Genomic DNA, 16,369 nt, shown 5'->3' on the forward strand with positions numbered 1-16,369 from the left:
CGCCATGACCGGAAGCAAAGCCCGCTCCGGCACTCAGCGCCAGGCTAAACGAAAAGGCCGCTGCGTGTGCGGCTGTCCGGCGAAGTCGTGCCATCCCTTGCCTCTTGTGAATAGCTGCGCTGACCCTGGCCCTCTTCCTGCCGCGACGAACCCTGCCGCCCGCCGCCGCCGGCGGCCCCGGCGCCCGTATCGGTCTGAGGCTGCGCCGCTCCGCGGGCCGAGAGGAACTGCGAGCTGTCCGCACCCTGGACGCCGCGATCGACCGTCACGGAATGAACGACGATGTTGTCGCCGTCCTGCCCCGCACCCTTGAGGAGGTCGGAGAGCGCCTGGCTGTCGCGCTGGAGCATCCGCGCGGTCTCCGCCCGGCTCGCCTCCAGGCGCACCGAAAGGGCGTCGCCGCCGAGCCGGAGCTGGATCTTGACGCTGCCGAGATCGGCCGGGTGTAGCTGGATCGTCAATGTCTTGACCGGACCGGCGGCCCCTGTCTGAGCGGCGACCGCCACTGCCGGGGAAAGGCCGCGCTGGCTTGCCGGCACCTCTCCCGCGGCACGGCTTTCCGATGCGATCGCCGAGGCGATGCGATTGAGCTGCGCCGGCGGCAGGGAGGGCTCCGAAGAATCCGCTGCGCTCTCGCGCACGACACCGGCGTCGGCCGCCCGCATCTCGCCGGCATTCGCCGCGGCGGAGGATTTTGCGGCCGTGCGGTCGCGGCCGGGCTCGCGCTCGCCGGCCTGGCCGCCCTGCGCGCCCGCCGTCTCGCGCGCGCCCTCGACCGCGAGCGGCGCCTGCGCCATGTCCGCGGCCTTGGTCGTCGCGGCACGATTGCCGCCCTCCACCTTCGGCGAGAGCTCGTGCGAGGCCTCGCCGGCAAGCGTCAGCTTGAGGCCGTCGTCATCCGCGCCGGCATTCTCCGACAGCGCGCCCACGGGCGCCGCATTCTGCGCGGCCTCGGCGCCGGAGAGGCGTCCCGTCTGCCAGGTCGGAGCGAAATGCGTCTTGCGATCGGTGACGGTGAAGCGCAGCGGCGAGCGCCTCATCGCCTCTTCCCCGGCGTCGGTCTCGCCTTCGCCCGCTCCATCGCCCATGGCGGCGGCATCCTGCGCGCCCGGCAGACGGATTGCGGCGCCGCGATCCAAAACGCCCTTCACCGCCCCGGCTTTCTCGCCGCCCACGCCTTCGGCCGAGCCCGCCGCCCCGGCGAGAGCGAGGATGTCGGCGGCGGACATGACGGCGTCTTCCGCCGTGCCGTCCGTCCCGGCATCGCCGGTCTCCACCGGATCCCTGGCGTCCCTCGCCTCTTCGGCTTCCCCGCCCGCCTTGGCCGAGCCCGCGCCGCGGCGCGGCTCGGGACCGCCGAGACGACCCGGCATTTCCTGCAGAAGCTTCATGAAATCTCCCCGCGCGCCGTTCTCCGCCGTCGGATCCTCGCCGGCGAGCGTGCCCGTCCTGCCTCGTTCCGTCCGCGGCATCGCCTTGGCGGTGATGAAATCGATGTTGTTCATTGCGCTTCTCCAAGGAGAGTGTCGGCAAGCTTGAGAGCACCCTCGGCCCTTGCCATGACCTGGCTCGGCTCATCCGCCGCCGGCTCGCTCTTTTCCCCGTCCGAAGCGGCTTTCGGGGCGGACGGAACGGCGGCCTTCGCTGCCGGGAGGGCGGTCGCGGCCGTGCGGATGAGCTCGGCCGTCGCCGAGACCATGTTGTAGAGTTCGAGGTCGGCCTGCGGCAGGAGCGAGGTGTCGACGGCGCTCAGATCCGTCAGCCCTGCCTGGAGCCCGTTCTCGGTGGCAACGGTTGCCGCCGCGCGGTAGAGGAGCGCCCTTTCCGCCTCCGGCCGGCCCGGCTCGGAAAGATCGAGGGCACGTTGCGCGGCGAGCTTCGCCGGTTCCGACTTCGCCTGCACGACGAGCGCACGCGCGATGACCAGATAGAGCTCCAGCCGCGCATCCGGCTCCATCTCGGCAAGGATCTCGTCGAGCCTTGGAAGCTGCTTCGGATCCTCCATGAAGGTCATGCGCGTCAGCGCGGCGGCGAAGCGCTGGCGGAAATTGCCGGCATAGACGGAATGCCGGAAGCGCTGCATGTACTGGCGCGACAGAAGCTGGAAGCGATCGGTATCCTCGATCTGGGCGAGCACGATGATTTCGCGCCGGATGGCGGCTTCCTCGGCGAGCGTGCCCGGCGAGAGAAGCCGTGCCATGTCGAGATGGGCAGCGGCCGCTTTCGGGTTTTCCGGCAGGTCGAGCGCAGCCTGGGCGATCGCCACCTGGCTTCCCATGCTGCCGGCGAAGTCGCGCGCATCAATCTTGTCGAGCAGGCTCCGCGCCTCGGCAGCGCGCCCCTCGACATAGGCAAGCGCGCCGCGCATCAGCTGTTCGTCCAGCGCCGGCAAGGGCTCGCTCACGAGGAGCGCGGCAAGGAGGTTCGGCCGCCCGCCGCTGAGCACGTAGGTCACGAGAGCCTCGGCGTTGCGCCGGTCCTGCCAGGTTTCCGCCGGCGCGGCCTCGAACCTGGAGCCGATCTCTTCCAGGAGGGCGCGCTGCGCGTTGAAGGCCTCGGTCGAACCCTGGGCGATCTGATCCTGCAGGCTCTGCAGCCGCTGCACCAGATCGCGCGGCTCGCGTGAGCCCGGACGGGCCGGAACGGCAAGCGGCTCGAATCTCGGTTCTTCCTTGCCGCCTTCTTCAGCCGCCTCCCCTCCTTCGGCCGGGGCAGCGACGCTTCCCGTCACCGCATCGTCCACGACGATCTCGTCGTGCGTCGGCTCGTAGAAGGGCACGAAGATGCCGCGCGGCTCGGCGCCTGAACGCTCGCGCCCCGCCGGCCGGAAGAACGCTTCCGTCGAGACGTTGAAAGCCTTGCCCATGGCGAGCTTGCGCACCGCGGCGAGCTTGGCCTCCTCGAGCGGATCGAGCGGGCGGGCGAGCTGGACCCGGCCCGCGGGCGGAACTGCTTCGTCGGCCATATCGCCATCCGAAAGATCGATCACCCGCACGGCCTTCCGCGCGCCTGCCCGACCAGCGGGAGCGAGCGTATCGGCGGTGAGATAGATCTCGTAGGGATCCGGCAGAACCGCCGGTGCCTCGGCAACGGCTGGCGCGGTGGTCTCCGGCCCGGCGATGCTCGCTGCGGCGCGCTCGGAGGCCGGCGGGGCGGATGAAGCGGGAGCGACCGTCGCGGCACCGGGCGCGGCACCGGACGCTGTGGCCGCCGCCACGACTTCTTCCGGCACCGGCATGACCGCCGCAAGCGCGGCATCGAGCGCGGCGGCGTCCTCGCCCACTTCACTCGCGGGCGCCTCACGCCCAGCCTCCGCACTTGCCGGTCCTTCGATGGCAACCTCTTCGATGGCCGGCTCTTCGATGACGGGCGCGATCTCCGGCGTCCCAGCCGAAGCAACGGCTGTGGCTTCGGCGCTCAGCTCGCCGGCAGCGGGCATCTCATCTTCTGCCGGCACGGTTTCGCCATCCGTTGCCGGATCGGAAACGCTCTCTCCCGACGGAGCCGGCCAGGCGAGCGGCGCGGAGATTTCCGCGACATCGGCATTGCCGCCCGCCTCTTCTACCGCCGGAGAAAGCATGTCCTCCTCGGCGGAGACGTCGATCCCGTCAGGCGTGGCGGTAATCTCTGCCGTAGCGCTTTCGGTTGCATCGTCCGGCAGCACCGCTGCATCGCCGACGCGCATTTCGTCGGCGATTTCCACTTCGCCCGCAGGGCGCGCGCGCGGCAGGGCCGGAATGCGGGGGGCCGCCTGCACCGCCTTCCGGCGCGCGCTCTCGGCGCCCTCGTCCGAAGCGGAGCCGGGCTGGACGGCTTCAGGCTGGGATATATCAGCCAGAGCGGCGTCGGATTCTCCGCCAAAGAGGCGCACGGCCCGGCTGAACAGCGAGCTCTTTGCCTCCTGGGTCTTCCGCGGCAACAGCTGCACCGGCTGGCCTTCGGCCAGAACGGGCGGCGCCGCCAGAGCGGCGACGAGGAGCGCGACCGCTATCCTGCGCAGACCCATCACGCCTCGGTCTCCTTCAGAAGGATCTCGATGCGCCGGTTCTCGGCGGCGAGCGGATCGGCCGGGTTCTTCAGATTGCGGTCGGCGAAGCCTTCGATCGTGCGGATGCGCTGCTCGGGCAGATTTCCGCGGGTCAGCATGTAATAGGCCATATGGGCGCGCGCCGTCGAAAGCCGCCAGTTGTCGTAGGTCTCCGAGCGGAAGGGGCGGCCATCCGTGTAGCCGCGCACGATGATGTTGCCGGGCCAGTTGGCGAGCACTTCGGCAACCTTGTCCATGGCCACGACGACCGGCGGCTTGGGGATCGCCGAGCCGATCTCGAACATGGAATAATCCATCTCGTCGGTAAGGCTGATCAGGATGCCCTCGCTGGTCGCCTTCACCTCCACGTTCGGGGCGTCGGAGGCCTCAAGGCTCTGCTGGAGCTTCTCCGCCAGCTGCTCTTCGATCTGCCGCGCCTGGGCGATCGCCTCCTGGCTCACCTCGGGCCTGCGCTCTGCCTCGGCCTGCGGAGCGGACGCCGCCGGGGGAGGAGGAACGGGCCCGGCCGCCGCCTGATCGGTGTCGAGCGGCGGCGTGCGGGCCGCCACATCGAGCTTGCCGATCTGCGGCACCGCCTGCGCGCGGTTGAGCGGGCTCGGATTCTCCGCCCGCGCCCCATCGGATGAGGCGAGTTGCCAGTAGATCGGATCGAACGGGTCGCGGTAGGCCTCATCGCCCGGAACGCCCGGCTGGCCGGGCTCGCCGACGGGCGAATCCGGAACCGGTGAATCGGAAGGCTTGCTCACCTCGGCGGCGAGCTTGGCAAGGACGGCATAGGGGTCGCTGAAGGCGGCGCGCTCGGCCCTTTGCGCAGCCCCTTCGACGCCGCCGGTGATCGGCGCGTTCGGAGCGGCGGCATCGCCCTCCTTTTCGGTGACGTTCTCCGCCCCGCCCTCCTGCTGCATGTGCTGGCCGTGCTGCGGCCCGTCGGCGGGAATCTCGGCGCCATCCGGCACCGGACCTTCGCTCTCCACCTGGTTCTGGTCGTTGAGGCCCTTGGCGTCGGTCACGCTCGCCGACAGCTTCACGGGATTGAAGTAGTTGGCGATCGACTTCTTCATCTCGTCGTCGGTGACGTTGATCAGCCACATGATCAGGAAGAAGGCCATCATCGCCGTCATGAAGTCGGCATGGGCGACCTTCCAGGCGCTCGAATGGGCTTCGTGCTCGTCCTCCTCGTAGCGCTTGATGATGATCAGTTCCTGGTGCTCCTGATCAGACATCTTTCGCCTCGCTCAGAGCCTTCGAAAGCCGCATTTTCCAGCCTTCCAGCTGCGTCTCCATCACCGTGTCGCCAGCAAGAAGCCGGGCATCCACGCCGTCGGAGGGCTCGAATTCGACGGCGGCGGCACGCTCGCCCAGGCGGGCGCGCACAGATTCCAGAATGTCGACCGGCCCGCAAACCTGGATGAGCGTCTCCACCTCCTGCGCGAAAAGCTCCTCGACAGCCTGGCAAAGTTCCCTGGCGGCGCGATCGGCGATCAGCCTGCCGGCAAGAGGAAGAAGCACCCCGGCCGCAGCTTCCGAAAGCGTCTGCAACATCCCGGCGAAGGCGCCGTCAAAGGCCGCGACCAGCGCCCCGGCCTCGTCCTCCACCCAGGCCGCCCGTGCGGCGGCGAGCCGCTCCTCGGCAAGGGTGGCGGCTTCGGCGAGCGCGACTTCCTTCTCGGCGCGGCCTTCCGCAAGGCCGCGCTCATAGCCCTGCCGATCGGCATTCGCCTTCAGCTCGCATGCCGCGTCGGGCTTGCGGGACTGAAACACCGCCGCAAGCGTCTTGGGAGGAGCCTGTTCCAGCTCGAAGGCCGGAAGGAGACGGGCGAGTGCGCTCATGCTCATGCCCCTTCAGCGCGCATCCACTGCCTCAGAATGGCGGCGGCCTGCTCCTCGTCATATTCGACGATCTGCTCCAGCCGCTTCTGCGGCGTGCGGTTCATCTTCGACGTCAGATCCTCGATGAGATTGACGTGCTCGGGGCTCGGCAGCTCGCCGGGTCCCGCCACGGCGCCCGGCGCCGGCGCTCCGAGCACCGCGGCCGCCGCTTCCTGCGGGCCGGCGAGGAGATTGCCGGCCTCCGCCATCGGCCGGGTGACGACGGCGCGGATGGCCGGGCGCAGGCCGAAGAGAATGAGCAGGACGGCGACGCCGAGAATGGCGGCGGCGTTGATGACCGTGCCGAGCTGGCGCGTCAGCACCTCGCCGATACCCGGACCCGGAACGGGCTCCAGATCGTCGCCCGCGGCGGCGAAGGTGACCGCCGCGACCTTCAGCTGATCGCCGCGCTCCGCGTCGATGCCGGCCGCGGAAGAGACGAGCTGCTGGATCTCCGCAAGGCGCGCATCTTCCGGCTGGGCGTCGGCGCCCGCCTGGGCGGCCGCGAGGCGCTCGCTGTTGACGAGGACCGCGACGGAAAGATTTTCGATGCGGAAGCCCTCCTGCACCGTCTCGATGCGCTTGGAGGAGATTTCGTAGTTGGTCAGTTCCTCGCGCCGCTCGTTCTGCTCGGAGGAGGAATTGCCGCTCGCCCCGTTCATCTGCTCGATCGGGATGTTCTGCTGCACCGAGGCGGCCGTCTCCGTGGCGCTGTTGCTGGTGTTGCCGCTTTCCTTGACGACGCGCACGGAGCGCTCCACCCGCGAATCCGGATCGAAGACGACCTGGCTCACCGAGGTCCGGTCCGTGTTGAGCCTGGAAGCGACGCTGACCTGGAAATTGCCGATGCCGAGATAGGGCGTCAGCGTGCGGCGGATCTTCTCCTCGATCTCGCGGTCGACGCGCTGCTCCAGCGCGGCCATCTGCGTGCCGCCGTTGCTGGAAGGATCGTTGCCGGAGACGAGCACCTCGCCATGCGTGTTGAGCACCGTCACGGCGCCCGCCTTCATGGAGGGGATCGCGGCGGCGACCAGATGGCGGATCGCCTGGGCGGAGGCCGCATCGTCGGGCAGCGAGGTGCGGATGACGACGGAGGCGGAGGCCTCCTGCTGGTCGCGCCGGAAGGAGGCGCGGTCCGGCATGACGAGATGCACGCGCGCCGCCTTGATGCCGTCCATCGTCTGGATGGTGCGGGCGAGCTCGCCTTCCAGGGCGCGCACGCGCGTCACGTCCTGCATGAAGGAAGTGAGGCCGAAGGAGCCGAGATCGTTGAAAAGCTCGTAGCCGGTGCTGCCGCTCTGCGGCAGGCCCTTCTCGGCGAGGATCATCCGCGCGCGCGCGGTGTCCCCGTAGCCGACGAGAATTGAGGTTCCGTCCGCGCTGGCGTCGAAGGAGATGCCGTTGTCGGCGAGCACCCGGCCGATCTGCGCCACGTCCTCGCGGCTGAGACCGGTATAGAGCGTCTCGCGCTCCGGCTGGCTGAGAAAATACGTGCCGAGGGCGATCGCGATCAGAACCGTCGCACCGATCAGCCCGAGTGCTGCCAGGCGACGTCCGCCGAGCCCGGCAAGATTCGCCCACAGCCTTTCCATCTGTTCACGCCCGGCCATGCCCACCTCTTCTTAAGCGTGCCTTCGCCGGAAGATGTCGCGCGTGAAGCTTGCCTCAGCGTTGCGTAACAGAAAGCCACGCTCCGGGCGGAGCGTGGCCTTCCCTTTCGCGCGGATGGTGGGCTAACGCGAAAGGATCTCAAAGAGCCCTAGCTGGTCCTTAGCTCCGGAAGAGCGACAGGATGTTCTGGCTAGAGGAATTGGCGATGCTGAGGGACTGGATCGCCAGCTGCTGCTGGGTCTGCAGGGCCTTCAGACGGGTGGATTCCTCTTCCATGTCGGCATCGACGAGCGTGCCGATCGCGCGGTCATTGGCGTCCATCAGGGCCATCACGAAGCTCTCCTGCGACTGGATGCGGCTCGTCAGAGCACCGGCCTTCGTGGAGGCGTCGGTCAGGTCGAGCAGGGCCGCATCGACGACCTTCAGGTAGTTCTGAACGTCGGCAGTCGTGGCGCTCGTGATGTCGATGTCCTTCACCGCGACCTGGGTCGAGCCTGTCGTCACCGTCGGGGCGGTCGCCAGACCGAAGTCGGAGGCATCGAGGTCGGCCGTCGAGGCGTCGGTGACGACCGTCAGGGCGCTGAGCTCGAAGCTCTCGGCGCTGTCGATCGACACGGTGCCGGCGGTGTTGTCAGCCGTGATGCTGAGGTCGGACAGACCGGCATCCTTGAAGGCCTGGTCCAGGACGGCCTTGAAGTCGGCCGCGTTCGTCAGGGCGGTGGTGCCCGTGCCGAGAGCGGCTTCGACGGTCGCCTGGGTGATCGACACCGTGGTGGTCGCACCACCGACCTTCACGTTGAACTCCACCTCATCCGTCGCGTCGTCGAAAGCAGTCGCGACGACCGAAAGCGAGCTGGAATACGTGGTGGCCGAGCGGTTCTTGTCCATGATGCCGGTGTTGGTGCCAGCCTCGTAGAGAGCGTAGTCGGCCATGTCGACATTGATCGTGTCGAGCGTGATCGACGAGCCCGAGCGCGAGAAGGACACGACGATGTCCTTGGTCTCGCCGGCGGTCGCAACCGAAAGCCAGTTGTTGCCGGAGATGACCGAAGAATCGGCGGTGTTCTTGATGCCGTCGAGCAGGCTCTTGATTTCCGTCTGCAGCTTCGCCTTGTCGGTCTCAGGAGCGGCGGCCGTGACCAGCTTCTCTTTGATCTTCTGCAGGGACTCGCGAACCGTGTCGAGACCGGTGTTGGCGGTGTCGACGGAGGCGGCGCCGAGGCCGAGGGCGTCCTTGACGGAGCTGAGCGCGCCGTTGTCGGAACGCGTGGTCGTGGCGATCGACCAGTAGGCCGCGTTGTCGGATGCGGAGTTGACCCGCAGGCCGGTGGAGACGCGGTTGTTCGTCTCGTCGAGCTGGGAGTTGATGCCACGCAGGGTCTGCAGGGCAACCATCGACGAGGAGTTGGTGATAAGGCTAGACATAGTTGATGTCCCTTCGATCTGGATTTCAGAGATGTGATGGGGACATACCGGGCTTTCACCGGTACGGCAGAAGCGGCATCATGCCTTTGGTTGCGTGGAGCGTTGCGCGCCACTCTGCCCGTCTCATGCGGGCAGCCAACCTGCCGTGATTTGGAGAGATTGGCAGACAAAGCTTGCGCGAAGCTTACCAAAATCGCGGGTTTTGAACGCGCCCCGATTTTTTTGATGCCGGCCGGTTTTCCGCGGCAAATCAGAGACTTAGTTGCCTCCCGGAGCCTTGCGCCGGCGTCGGAGGCCACAAAAAACGGCGGGGAAGCTCCCCGCCGTCTGACTTTTTTCGAGCGAAGCTTGCGCCTCAGGCAGCCCGCACCGTCTGCAGGAACCTGTCGAGTTCCTGCTTCAGCCGGCTGCTCTCATGGGAGAGCGAGCGCGCCGAGGACAGGACCTGCGAGGAAGCCGCCCCGGTCTCTCCCGCGCCCTTGTTCACCTCCACGATGTTGGAGGCGACCCGCGCGGTGCCGGCGGCCGCTTCCTGCACGTTCTCGGCGATGTCGCGCGTCGCCACATACTGTTCCTCGGCCGCGGCCGCGACGGCGTCCGAGATCTCCGCCATGCGGGAAATGGTCCCGCCGATGGAGCGGATCGATTCCTCCGCCTCGCCGGTCGCCTGCTGCATGGAGCTGATCTGCTCGACGATCTCTTCCGTCGCCTTGGCGGTCTGGGCCGCGAGCGTCTTCACCTCCATGGCGACGACGGCGAAGCCCTTTCCGGCATCGCCCGCCCGCGCCGCCTCGATGGTGGCGTTGAGGGCGAGAAGATTGGTCTGCTCGGCGATCGCGTTGATGAGGTTGACCACCGCGCCGACCCGCTGTGCCGCCTCGGCAAGGTCGGCAACGCGCTTGTTGGCGCTGCTCGCCTGGTCCACCGCCTCGCCGGCGATCCTGGCGCTCTCCTGCACCTGGCGGCTGATCTCGCCGACCGAAGCGCCGAGCTCCTCGGCCGCGGAAGCGACCGACTGCACGTTCGCGGAGGTCTGCTCGGAGATGCTCGCCACATTCGTCGAAAGACGCTGGGTGTGGTCGGCCGTCTCCGTCATGGAGCCGGCGGAGGCTTCCAGCTCCGTCGCGGCAGAGGAGACGCTTCCCGTCACCTCGCCGACGGCGCTCTCGAACATGTCGGCAAGGCGGTGCATCTCGGCCTTGCGCTGCTCGGCCGCCACGCGGGCCGCCTGTTCGCGCTCTTCCGCTTCCAGCCGGGCCTTTTCCACGGCCTTCACCTTGAAGGCCTCGACGGCCCGGGCGATCTCGCCCACCTCGTCGGCACGCTCCAGGCCCGGAAGCACGACCTCGAAATTGCCGCCGGCAAGCTCGTTCATCGCCGCCGTCGTCGCCCGCATCGCCCTGGAAATACGCTGGGCGACGAGGAAGCAGATGGCGCCGACGAAAAGCAGGATGGCGAGCGTGATGGCGATCACCACTTTGGTGGTCGCCCAGGCCTGCGCCTGAAGATCGTCGATATAGACCCCGGTGCCGATCAGCCAGTTCCAGGGGGCGAAGCCCTTCACATAAGAGAGCTTCGGCTGCGGCTCGGAAAAGCCGGGCTTCGGCCATTGATAGCGCACCAGGCCCGCCCCCTCCTTCTTCACCACATCGATCATCTCGACGAAGAAGGCCTTGCCGTTCGGGTCCTTGAGCGACGTCACGTCCGTGCCGTCGAGGTCCGGCTTGATGGGATGCATCACCATCCTGCCGGCAAGGTCGTTGATCCAGAAATAGTCGCCGTCGCCGTAGCGCAGGTCGCCGATACGGCGCAGCGCGTTCGCCTTCGCCTGTTCGGTGGAGATGGTGCCGGCCCTCGCCGCCGCCTCCTCCTGCGCGGCGATATCGCCGGCAAGCTTGGTCAGATGAGCGAGCTCGATGCCCTTCTGCTCCTTGAGGGCGTTGCCCAGTTCGACGATCTGAAAGGCGGCGGTCGCGATGAGCCCGAGGAAGCTCAAGGCCAGGATCCCAAGGATCTTGTGGCCGAGCTTCAGGCCAGACTTCGGTTTCATGATGAAAGGTGCCCCACGTTTGCTTTAGCTCGCGGAGAGGAATCCCAGCCGGCTTGCGCAGGGCTTGCAATCGTTCCAGGCAACAACGCGTCCGGTAAATTGCGCTTAATGGAGAGTGAATCCGTTCAAAAGAACGATCGGACCAGGCCGCCCACGAGCAGGTTCCAGCCGTCGATCAGCACGAAGAAGAGGATCTTGAACGGCAGCGAGATGACGGCCGGCGGCATCATCATCATGCCCATCGACATGACGAGCGTCGCCACGATCATGTCGATGACCAGGAACGGAAGCACGATGAGGAAGCCGATCTCGAAGCCGCGCCGCAGCTCGGAAATCATGAAGGCCGGCACCAGCACGCGCAGCGGCACGGCCTCCACGGCTCCCGCCTCCGGGGCATCCGCTCCGCCGCCCGTCTCTGGCGCCGGCGCATTCTCCGGCTGCGGCCGGGCGGCGTCGTTGGAGGCGAGATCGGCGAAGAGCTGGAGATCCTTCGGGCGCACCTGGGTCAGCATGAACTCGCGGAACGGCTGGGTGATGCGCTCGAAGGCCTCTTCCTCGGTGATCGCGTTGTCCGTCAGCGGCTTGACGCCGTCCTGCCAGGCCCGGTCGAAGGTCGGCCCCATGACATAGAAGGTCATGAAGAGCGCTAGGCTGATGAGGACGAGGTTGCCCGGGGTGCCCTGCAGGCCAAGGCCGGAACGCAGGAACGACAGGGCGATGACGAAGCGGGTGAAGCTCGTCACCATGATGAGAAGACCCGGCGCCACCGAAAGAACGGTGATGAGCGCCACGAACTGGACGATACGCCCCGCCGCCGAGGCGTCGCCGGCCGGAATGAGGCTCGCAATGTCGTCGACGACCTGCGCATGCGACGCGCCTGCCATGACGAAAGCCAGCGCAAGGCCCGCCAGCACGCTCTTCATCGCGCGCGCTCCCGGCAGACGGCCAAGGCCCTTCGCCGTCATCACTGAACGACCATCGAGACGATGACGAGCTCGCTCACTTCACCGTTGGTGCGGATCTGCACCCGCTCGTTGAGGTCGTCGCGCAGATGCTGCAGGGCGCTCGGCCCCTCCAGCTGCTTCAGCGGGACGGTGCGCGCATAGGCGACGATGTCCTGGCGGATCTCGGCCGCCGTCACCTGCGGTTCGGGCAGCTTGCCGTTCGCAAAGACGATCGCCGTCTCAAGGCGGATCCAGACGTCGCTCGGATCGGAGAGATTGGTGATGACCGGCTCGATCGGCTGCAGGACCATGTCGCCCGAATAGCGAAGCGCCGGCTTGTTCACGTCCTCCGGCGTTTCCTTCAGCCGGGCGGTTACGGTGTCCTCGATCGCGCCGGCAAGATAGATGCCGATGCCGCCGCCGGCGCCGCCCGCCAAAAGCGTGACGACGAGAAGGCCGACGATCGCCATCAGGATGCCGCCGCCCTTCTTCTCCTCTTTGGAGGTCTCCTGGCCCGCCTTGGCTCCCTCGCCGGCCTCGTCGAGCCCCTCTTCCTGCTCGCTCATCAGTACGGCACCACCTTGTCGTAGACGCGCTGGCCCCATGCTGGCTGCTGCATTTCGGAGATGCGCCCGCGGCCGCCATAGGAGATGCGGGCTTCGGCGATCTTGTCGTAGGAGACGGAATTGTCGGTCGCGATGTCGGTCGGGCGCACGATGCCCGCGATGTTGAGGACGCGGACCTCCTTGTTGACCATCACCTCCTGCGAGCCGCTGATCAACAGGTTGCCGTTCGGCAGCTGCTCCACAACGACGGCGGCGATCGAAAGCCGCAGCTTCTCGGATCGGTCGATCGAGCCCTGCCCTGCGGTGGAGGTCTCCGAATCGACGTCGAGGTTGCCGGAGATATTGCCGGAATCGGCCTCGATCCCGAGGCCCGCCCAGCCGAGCGCAGCGCCGAGGCCGAACCTCGACTTGGCCTTGCGCGAGCGGTCCGTGGCGTTGTCGAACTGCGCTTTGTCGTTGATGTAGATGTTGACGGTCACCACATCGCCCACCGAGCGCGCCTTGCGGTCGGTGAAGAGGTTCGGGTCGTTGTTCGCCCACAGCGACTGGAAAGTCGTCTGCTTCGGCTCCTGATAGCTGACCGGCAGCGGCGCGCGCTGGGTGATGATGCCCTCGCCGACGGGGCTGAGTTCCGGACCGGTCAGCAGATTGTCATGCGCGCCACAACCGGCGAGCGTCAGCAGCGCCGCGGCCAATGCTACGTGTTTCATCCTGGCGTCTTCGCCTCATCGCTCGGCCGGGCCAGCCCCACCATCGTGCCCGTAAGCTGCGCCGCCTTCGCCGGGCTCATCTCCGCCAGGATCGCACTGGCGATCCGAGGCTTGAGCTTGACCAGGATGGCGGCGGCCGCCTCGCTGGGCATCAGCGACATTTGCTGAGAGGCCGCATCGGGGCGCATCTGCGTAAATATCGCGACGACGCTTTCGTCAGCCTTGCGCAGGAAATCCTCGCGGCGTTTCAGCCACTCCTCGTATTCCGCCCGCTTGGCTTCGAGCGCCACGATGCGCTCGTCGATCTGCGTCTCGAGTTCCTTCAGCGCGGCCGTCTGCCGGGCGTAGCGGGCATCGGCCGCCGCATCGGCAATGTTGGTGCAGTATTTGCGCGCATTGTCGTCGATGCCGTCGGGGGCGCCCCCCCTCTCCAGAAGATCTGAATGGGACTGGCGCACGGCAGCTTCCTGACTTGCCGGATCATGGACGACCGGATCCTCGGCGCGCGCGGAAGGCGCCCCGGCGAGGAGGAAGGCGACGCCGGCGCAAAGAAGAATCCTGCCTTTGAGAGCATGAACAGCGTGGCTCATCGCGAAAGACCTTGTTCTGTCAGCCGTCTTGGGCGGCTATTGCACGATCAGCTCGGCCTGCAGCGCGCCGGAGGTCTTGATGGCCTGCAGGATGGCGATGATGTCCGTCGGCTTCAGCCCGATCTGGTTGAGGCCCTGGACAAGGTTCTGCAGATTGGTGCCGCCGACGACCGCCAGATGCCCGTCCTGCTCCGAGGCCGCGACCTCCGTGGCGGGCGTCACGACGGTCTGGCCGTTGGAGAACGGATCGGGCTGGGAGACCTGCGGCATCTCCGTGACGCGCACGGTCAGGTTGCCGTGGGTGAGCGCGACGGTGGAGATCTGCACGTCCTCGCCGATGACGACGGTGCCGGTGCGCTGGTCGACGACGACGCGGGCCGGCGTATCGGGGGTAATGGCGAGTTCGCCGATCTCTCCCAGAAGCCGCGTCGGCGAGATGTTGCCCGGCCGGCGGACGACGACGCTGCGAAGGTCGCGCTCCTGCGCGATCGGGCGACCGAAGCGACCCTGGGCATAGGCGTTGATGGCATCCGCCATGCGCACGGCGGTCTTGAAATCGGGATTGGTCAGGATGAGGACGAGGTCGCCGATATCTTCCAGGCTGCCGGCGACGGCGCGCTCCATGATGGCCCCGTTCGGGATGCGCCCGACGGTCGGCACGCCCTGCGTCAGGGATTCGGCCTGGCCCTGAACCACGAGGCCGGAGACCGCGACCGGACCCTGCGCCACGGCATAGACCTCGCTGTCGGGTCCCTTCAGCGGCGTCATCAGGAGCGTGCCCCCCTTGAGCGAGGTCGCATCGCCGATCGAGGCGACGTTGACGTCGATCTCCGAGCCCGGCCCCGCGAAGGGCGGCAGATGCGCCGTCACGGTAACCGCGGCGACGTTGCGCCCGCGCAGCGGAATGCCGCGCACATTGACGCCCATCTGGTCGAGCATCGATTGCAGCGCCTGCTCGGTGTAGGGCGCGTTGCGCATCGTGTCGCCCGTGCCTTGCAGGCCGATCACGAGGCCGTAGCCGATCAGAAGGTTCTCACGGACGCCCTGGACGCTGGAAATGTCCTTGAGGCGGGTCGTCCCGCCGATCACCTGGACACGCGTTCCAACGCCGGCACCGACGCCAACACCGGCACCGGCACCGCCCCCTCCCACGGGGGCCGCGCTCGCCATGTCGGCCGCATAGGCCGGCACTGCGAGGCATGCGAGCGCCGCTGCGACGGCGATCATGTATTTCATTGAAGGCCCACCCGGACGGTTCCGTCCGCCTCGACAACGCCGGCGATCACCTTGCCGGAATCGATATTGCGCACCCGCACGATCTGGCCGAGATAGCCGCTCTCGAGCGCCACGACGCCGGCCGTCATCGACAGGCCGCTCGCATCGTAGCGCGCCGTCGTCAGCGCGCCGCGCGAGACGAGCTCCGGCTCGGAGACGGCATTGGTCGGGATCAGCCGGTCGGCCACCAGCGTGCGCTTGGCGACCTTGCCGACGAGATCCTGCACATCGACGACGATCGGGAAGCGCGAACGCGTGTTCGGCAGGAAATGCAGTTCGTGGAGCATCTCCGCGCGGATGACGTTGCCCGGGAAGATCGTCACGTTCGGCACCGGCAGGAGATCGTATTCCGGCTGCACCACCTGCTGCGCCGACGCGCCCTGCGCGCCGATGGCGAGCAGGAAGGCGAAGACGGCGGCGCGGGCGGCACGTGCCAGCGAAGACGCGCGGCGCAGACTTTCCCCAACAGCGCCCATCATCCTCACCTGATGCCCTTGGAGACCGTGCCGGCCATCTCGTCGGCCGCCTGGATCACCTTGGAGTTCATCTCGTAGGCGCGCTGCGCCGAGATGAGCTCGGTCAGCTCCGTCACCGGATCGACGTTGGAGGATTCCAGGTAGCCCTGGTGAATCTTGCCGAAGCCGGTATCGGCCGCCGTGCCGGTCGTCGCCTGCCCGGAGGCGACCGTCTCGCGGTAGAGGTTGTTGCCGAGCGGCTCCAGGCCGGCATCGTTGGCGAAATTGACGAGCGTGATCTGGCCGAGGAGCTGCGGCGCCGCCTGTCCGGCCACCTGCGCATAGACCTCGCCGGATTCGTTGACGGTGATCTCGGTCGTATCCGCCGGGAAGGTCATCGCCGGCTCCACCGTATAGCCGTCGATGGTGACGAGCTCGCCGTTCGGGCCCTTGTTGAAGGAGCCGGCGCGCGTATAGACGGTCTCGCCCGCCGGATTGGTGATCTGGAACCAGCCGCGCCCGTCGATCGCGAGGTCGAGCGGATTGCCGGTCTGGGCGAGCGGGCCTTGCAGGTGCAGGTTCCGCACGCCGAGCGTGCGCGTGCCAAGGCCGATGCGCGTGCCTTCCGGCACCGGATTGCCGCCGCCGGCATTGGGCACGCCCGCCGCCCGCTCCGCCTGATAGAGGAGATCGGAGAACTCCGCCCGGGCGCGCTTGAACGACGTCGTGTTGATGTTGGCGATGTTGTTGGCGATGACCTCGACATTCGTCTGCTGCGCAGACATGCCGGTCGCCGCGATAGCGAGCGCTCTCATCTTCTCAAGGC

Annotated in this window: 14 protein-coding genes; all 14 read right to left on the reverse strand. The window is 67.5% G+C overall.

Going from position 1 to position 16,369, the window contains the following annotated elements; genetic code table 11:
• Positions 1-44: 44 nt before the first annotated feature.
• The 14 genes from CLD20_RS00655 to flgG all read right to left on the reverse strand — a co-directional run bounded on the left by CLD20_RS00655 (position 45) and on the right by flgG (position 16,358).
• Complete coding sequence (locus CLD20_RS00655; protein ID WP_224404659.1) at positions 45-1,505, reverse strand: flagellar hook-length control protein FliK; 1,461 nt, start codon at positions 1,503-1,505, stop codon at positions 45-47.
• A complete protein-coding gene (locus tag CLD20_RS00660) occupies positions 1,502-4,009 on the reverse strand; it encodes a hypothetical protein (RefSeq protein ID WP_224404660.1) in 2,508 nt (835 codons plus the stop codon). The genes CLD20_RS00655 and CLD20_RS00660 overlap by 4 nt, the downstream gene beginning before the upstream one ends.
• Positions 4,006-5,271, reverse strand: a complete 1,266-nt coding sequence (locus CLD20_RS00665) for a MotB family protein (protein ID WP_224404661.1) — start codon at positions 5,269-5,271, stop codon at positions 4,006-4,008. The genes CLD20_RS00660 and CLD20_RS00665 overlap by 4 nt, the downstream gene beginning before the upstream one ends.
• Positions 5,264-5,878 (reverse strand): hypothetical protein, encoded by a 615-nt coding sequence (locus CLD20_RS00670; RefSeq protein WP_224404662.1) that lies wholly within the window; start codon positions 5,876-5,878, stop codon positions 5,264-5,266. Before CLD20_RS00670 ends, CLD20_RS00665 begins: the two co-directional genes overlap by 8 nt.
• A 2-nt stretch (positions 5,879-5,880) precedes the next feature.
• The gene (gene fliF, locus CLD20_RS00675; protein ID WP_224404663.1) at positions 5,881-7,527 is read right to left on the reverse strand and encodes a flagellar basal-body MS-ring/collar protein FliF; all 1,647 of its coding nucleotides are present in this window, start codon (positions 7,525-7,527) and stop codon (positions 5,881-5,883) included.
• A gap of 160 nt (positions 7,528-7,687) precedes the next feature.
• Entirely contained in the window at positions 7,688-8,953 is a 1,266-nt protein-coding gene (locus CLD20_RS00680; RefSeq protein ID WP_224404664.1) for a flagellin, read from the reverse strand.
• Between the two features lie 355 nt (positions 8,954-9,308).
• Complete coding sequence (locus tag CLD20_RS00685) at positions 9,309-11,003, reverse strand: methyl-accepting chemotaxis protein (protein WP_224404665.1); 1,695 nt, start codon at positions 11,001-11,003, stop codon at positions 9,309-9,311.
• Between the two features lie 125 nt (positions 11,004-11,128).
• Positions 11,129-11,926, reverse strand: a complete 798-nt coding sequence (locus CLD20_RS00690) for a flagellar type III secretion system pore protein FliP (RefSeq protein ID WP_224404666.1) — start codon at positions 11,924-11,926, stop codon at positions 11,129-11,131.
• Between the two features lie 41 nt (positions 11,927-11,967).
• The gene (locus CLD20_RS00695; protein ID WP_224404667.1) at positions 11,968-12,513 is read right to left on the reverse strand and encodes a flagellar basal body-associated FliL family protein; all 546 of its coding nucleotides are present in this window, start codon (positions 12,511-12,513) and stop codon (positions 11,968-11,970) included.
• Positions 12,513-13,223, reverse strand: a complete 711-nt coding sequence (flgH, locus tag CLD20_RS00700) for a flagellar basal body L-ring protein FlgH (RefSeq protein ID WP_224404668.1) — start codon at positions 13,221-13,223, stop codon at positions 12,513-12,515. Before flgH ends, CLD20_RS00695 begins: the two co-directional genes overlap by 1 nt.
• A complete protein-coding gene (locus CLD20_RS00705; RefSeq protein WP_224404669.1) occupies positions 13,220-13,813 on the reverse strand; it encodes a MotE family protein in 594 nt (197 codons plus the stop codon). The genes flgH and CLD20_RS00705 overlap by 4 nt, the downstream gene beginning before the upstream one ends.
• 36 nt (positions 13,814-13,849) lie before the next feature.
• Entirely contained in the window at positions 13,850-14,983 is a 1,134-nt protein-coding gene (flgI, locus tag CLD20_RS00710) for a flagellar basal body P-ring protein FlgI (RefSeq protein ID WP_370636775.1), read from the reverse strand.
• Between the two features lie 62 nt (positions 14,984-15,045).
• On the reverse strand, positions 15,046-15,564 hold the full coding sequence (gene flgA / locus CLD20_RS00715) for a flagellar basal body P-ring formation chaperone FlgA (RefSeq protein WP_224404671.1): 519 nt from the start codon (positions 15,562-15,564) through the stop codon (positions 15,046-15,048).
• Between the two features lie 5 nt (positions 15,565-15,569).
• Positions 15,570-16,358: a flagellar basal-body rod protein FlgG gene (gene flgG / locus CLD20_RS00720; protein ID WP_224404672.1), complete on the reverse strand. Its 789-nt coding sequence runs from the start codon at positions 16,356-16,358 to the stop codon at positions 15,570-15,572.
• Positions 16,359-16,369 lie beyond the last annotated feature (11 nt).

The organism is Afifella sp. IM 167, from assembly GCF_020144925.1.
In the GTDB taxonomy this organism is placed as follows: domain Bacteria; phylum Pseudomonadota; class Alphaproteobacteria; order Rhizobiales; family Afifellaceae; genus Afifella.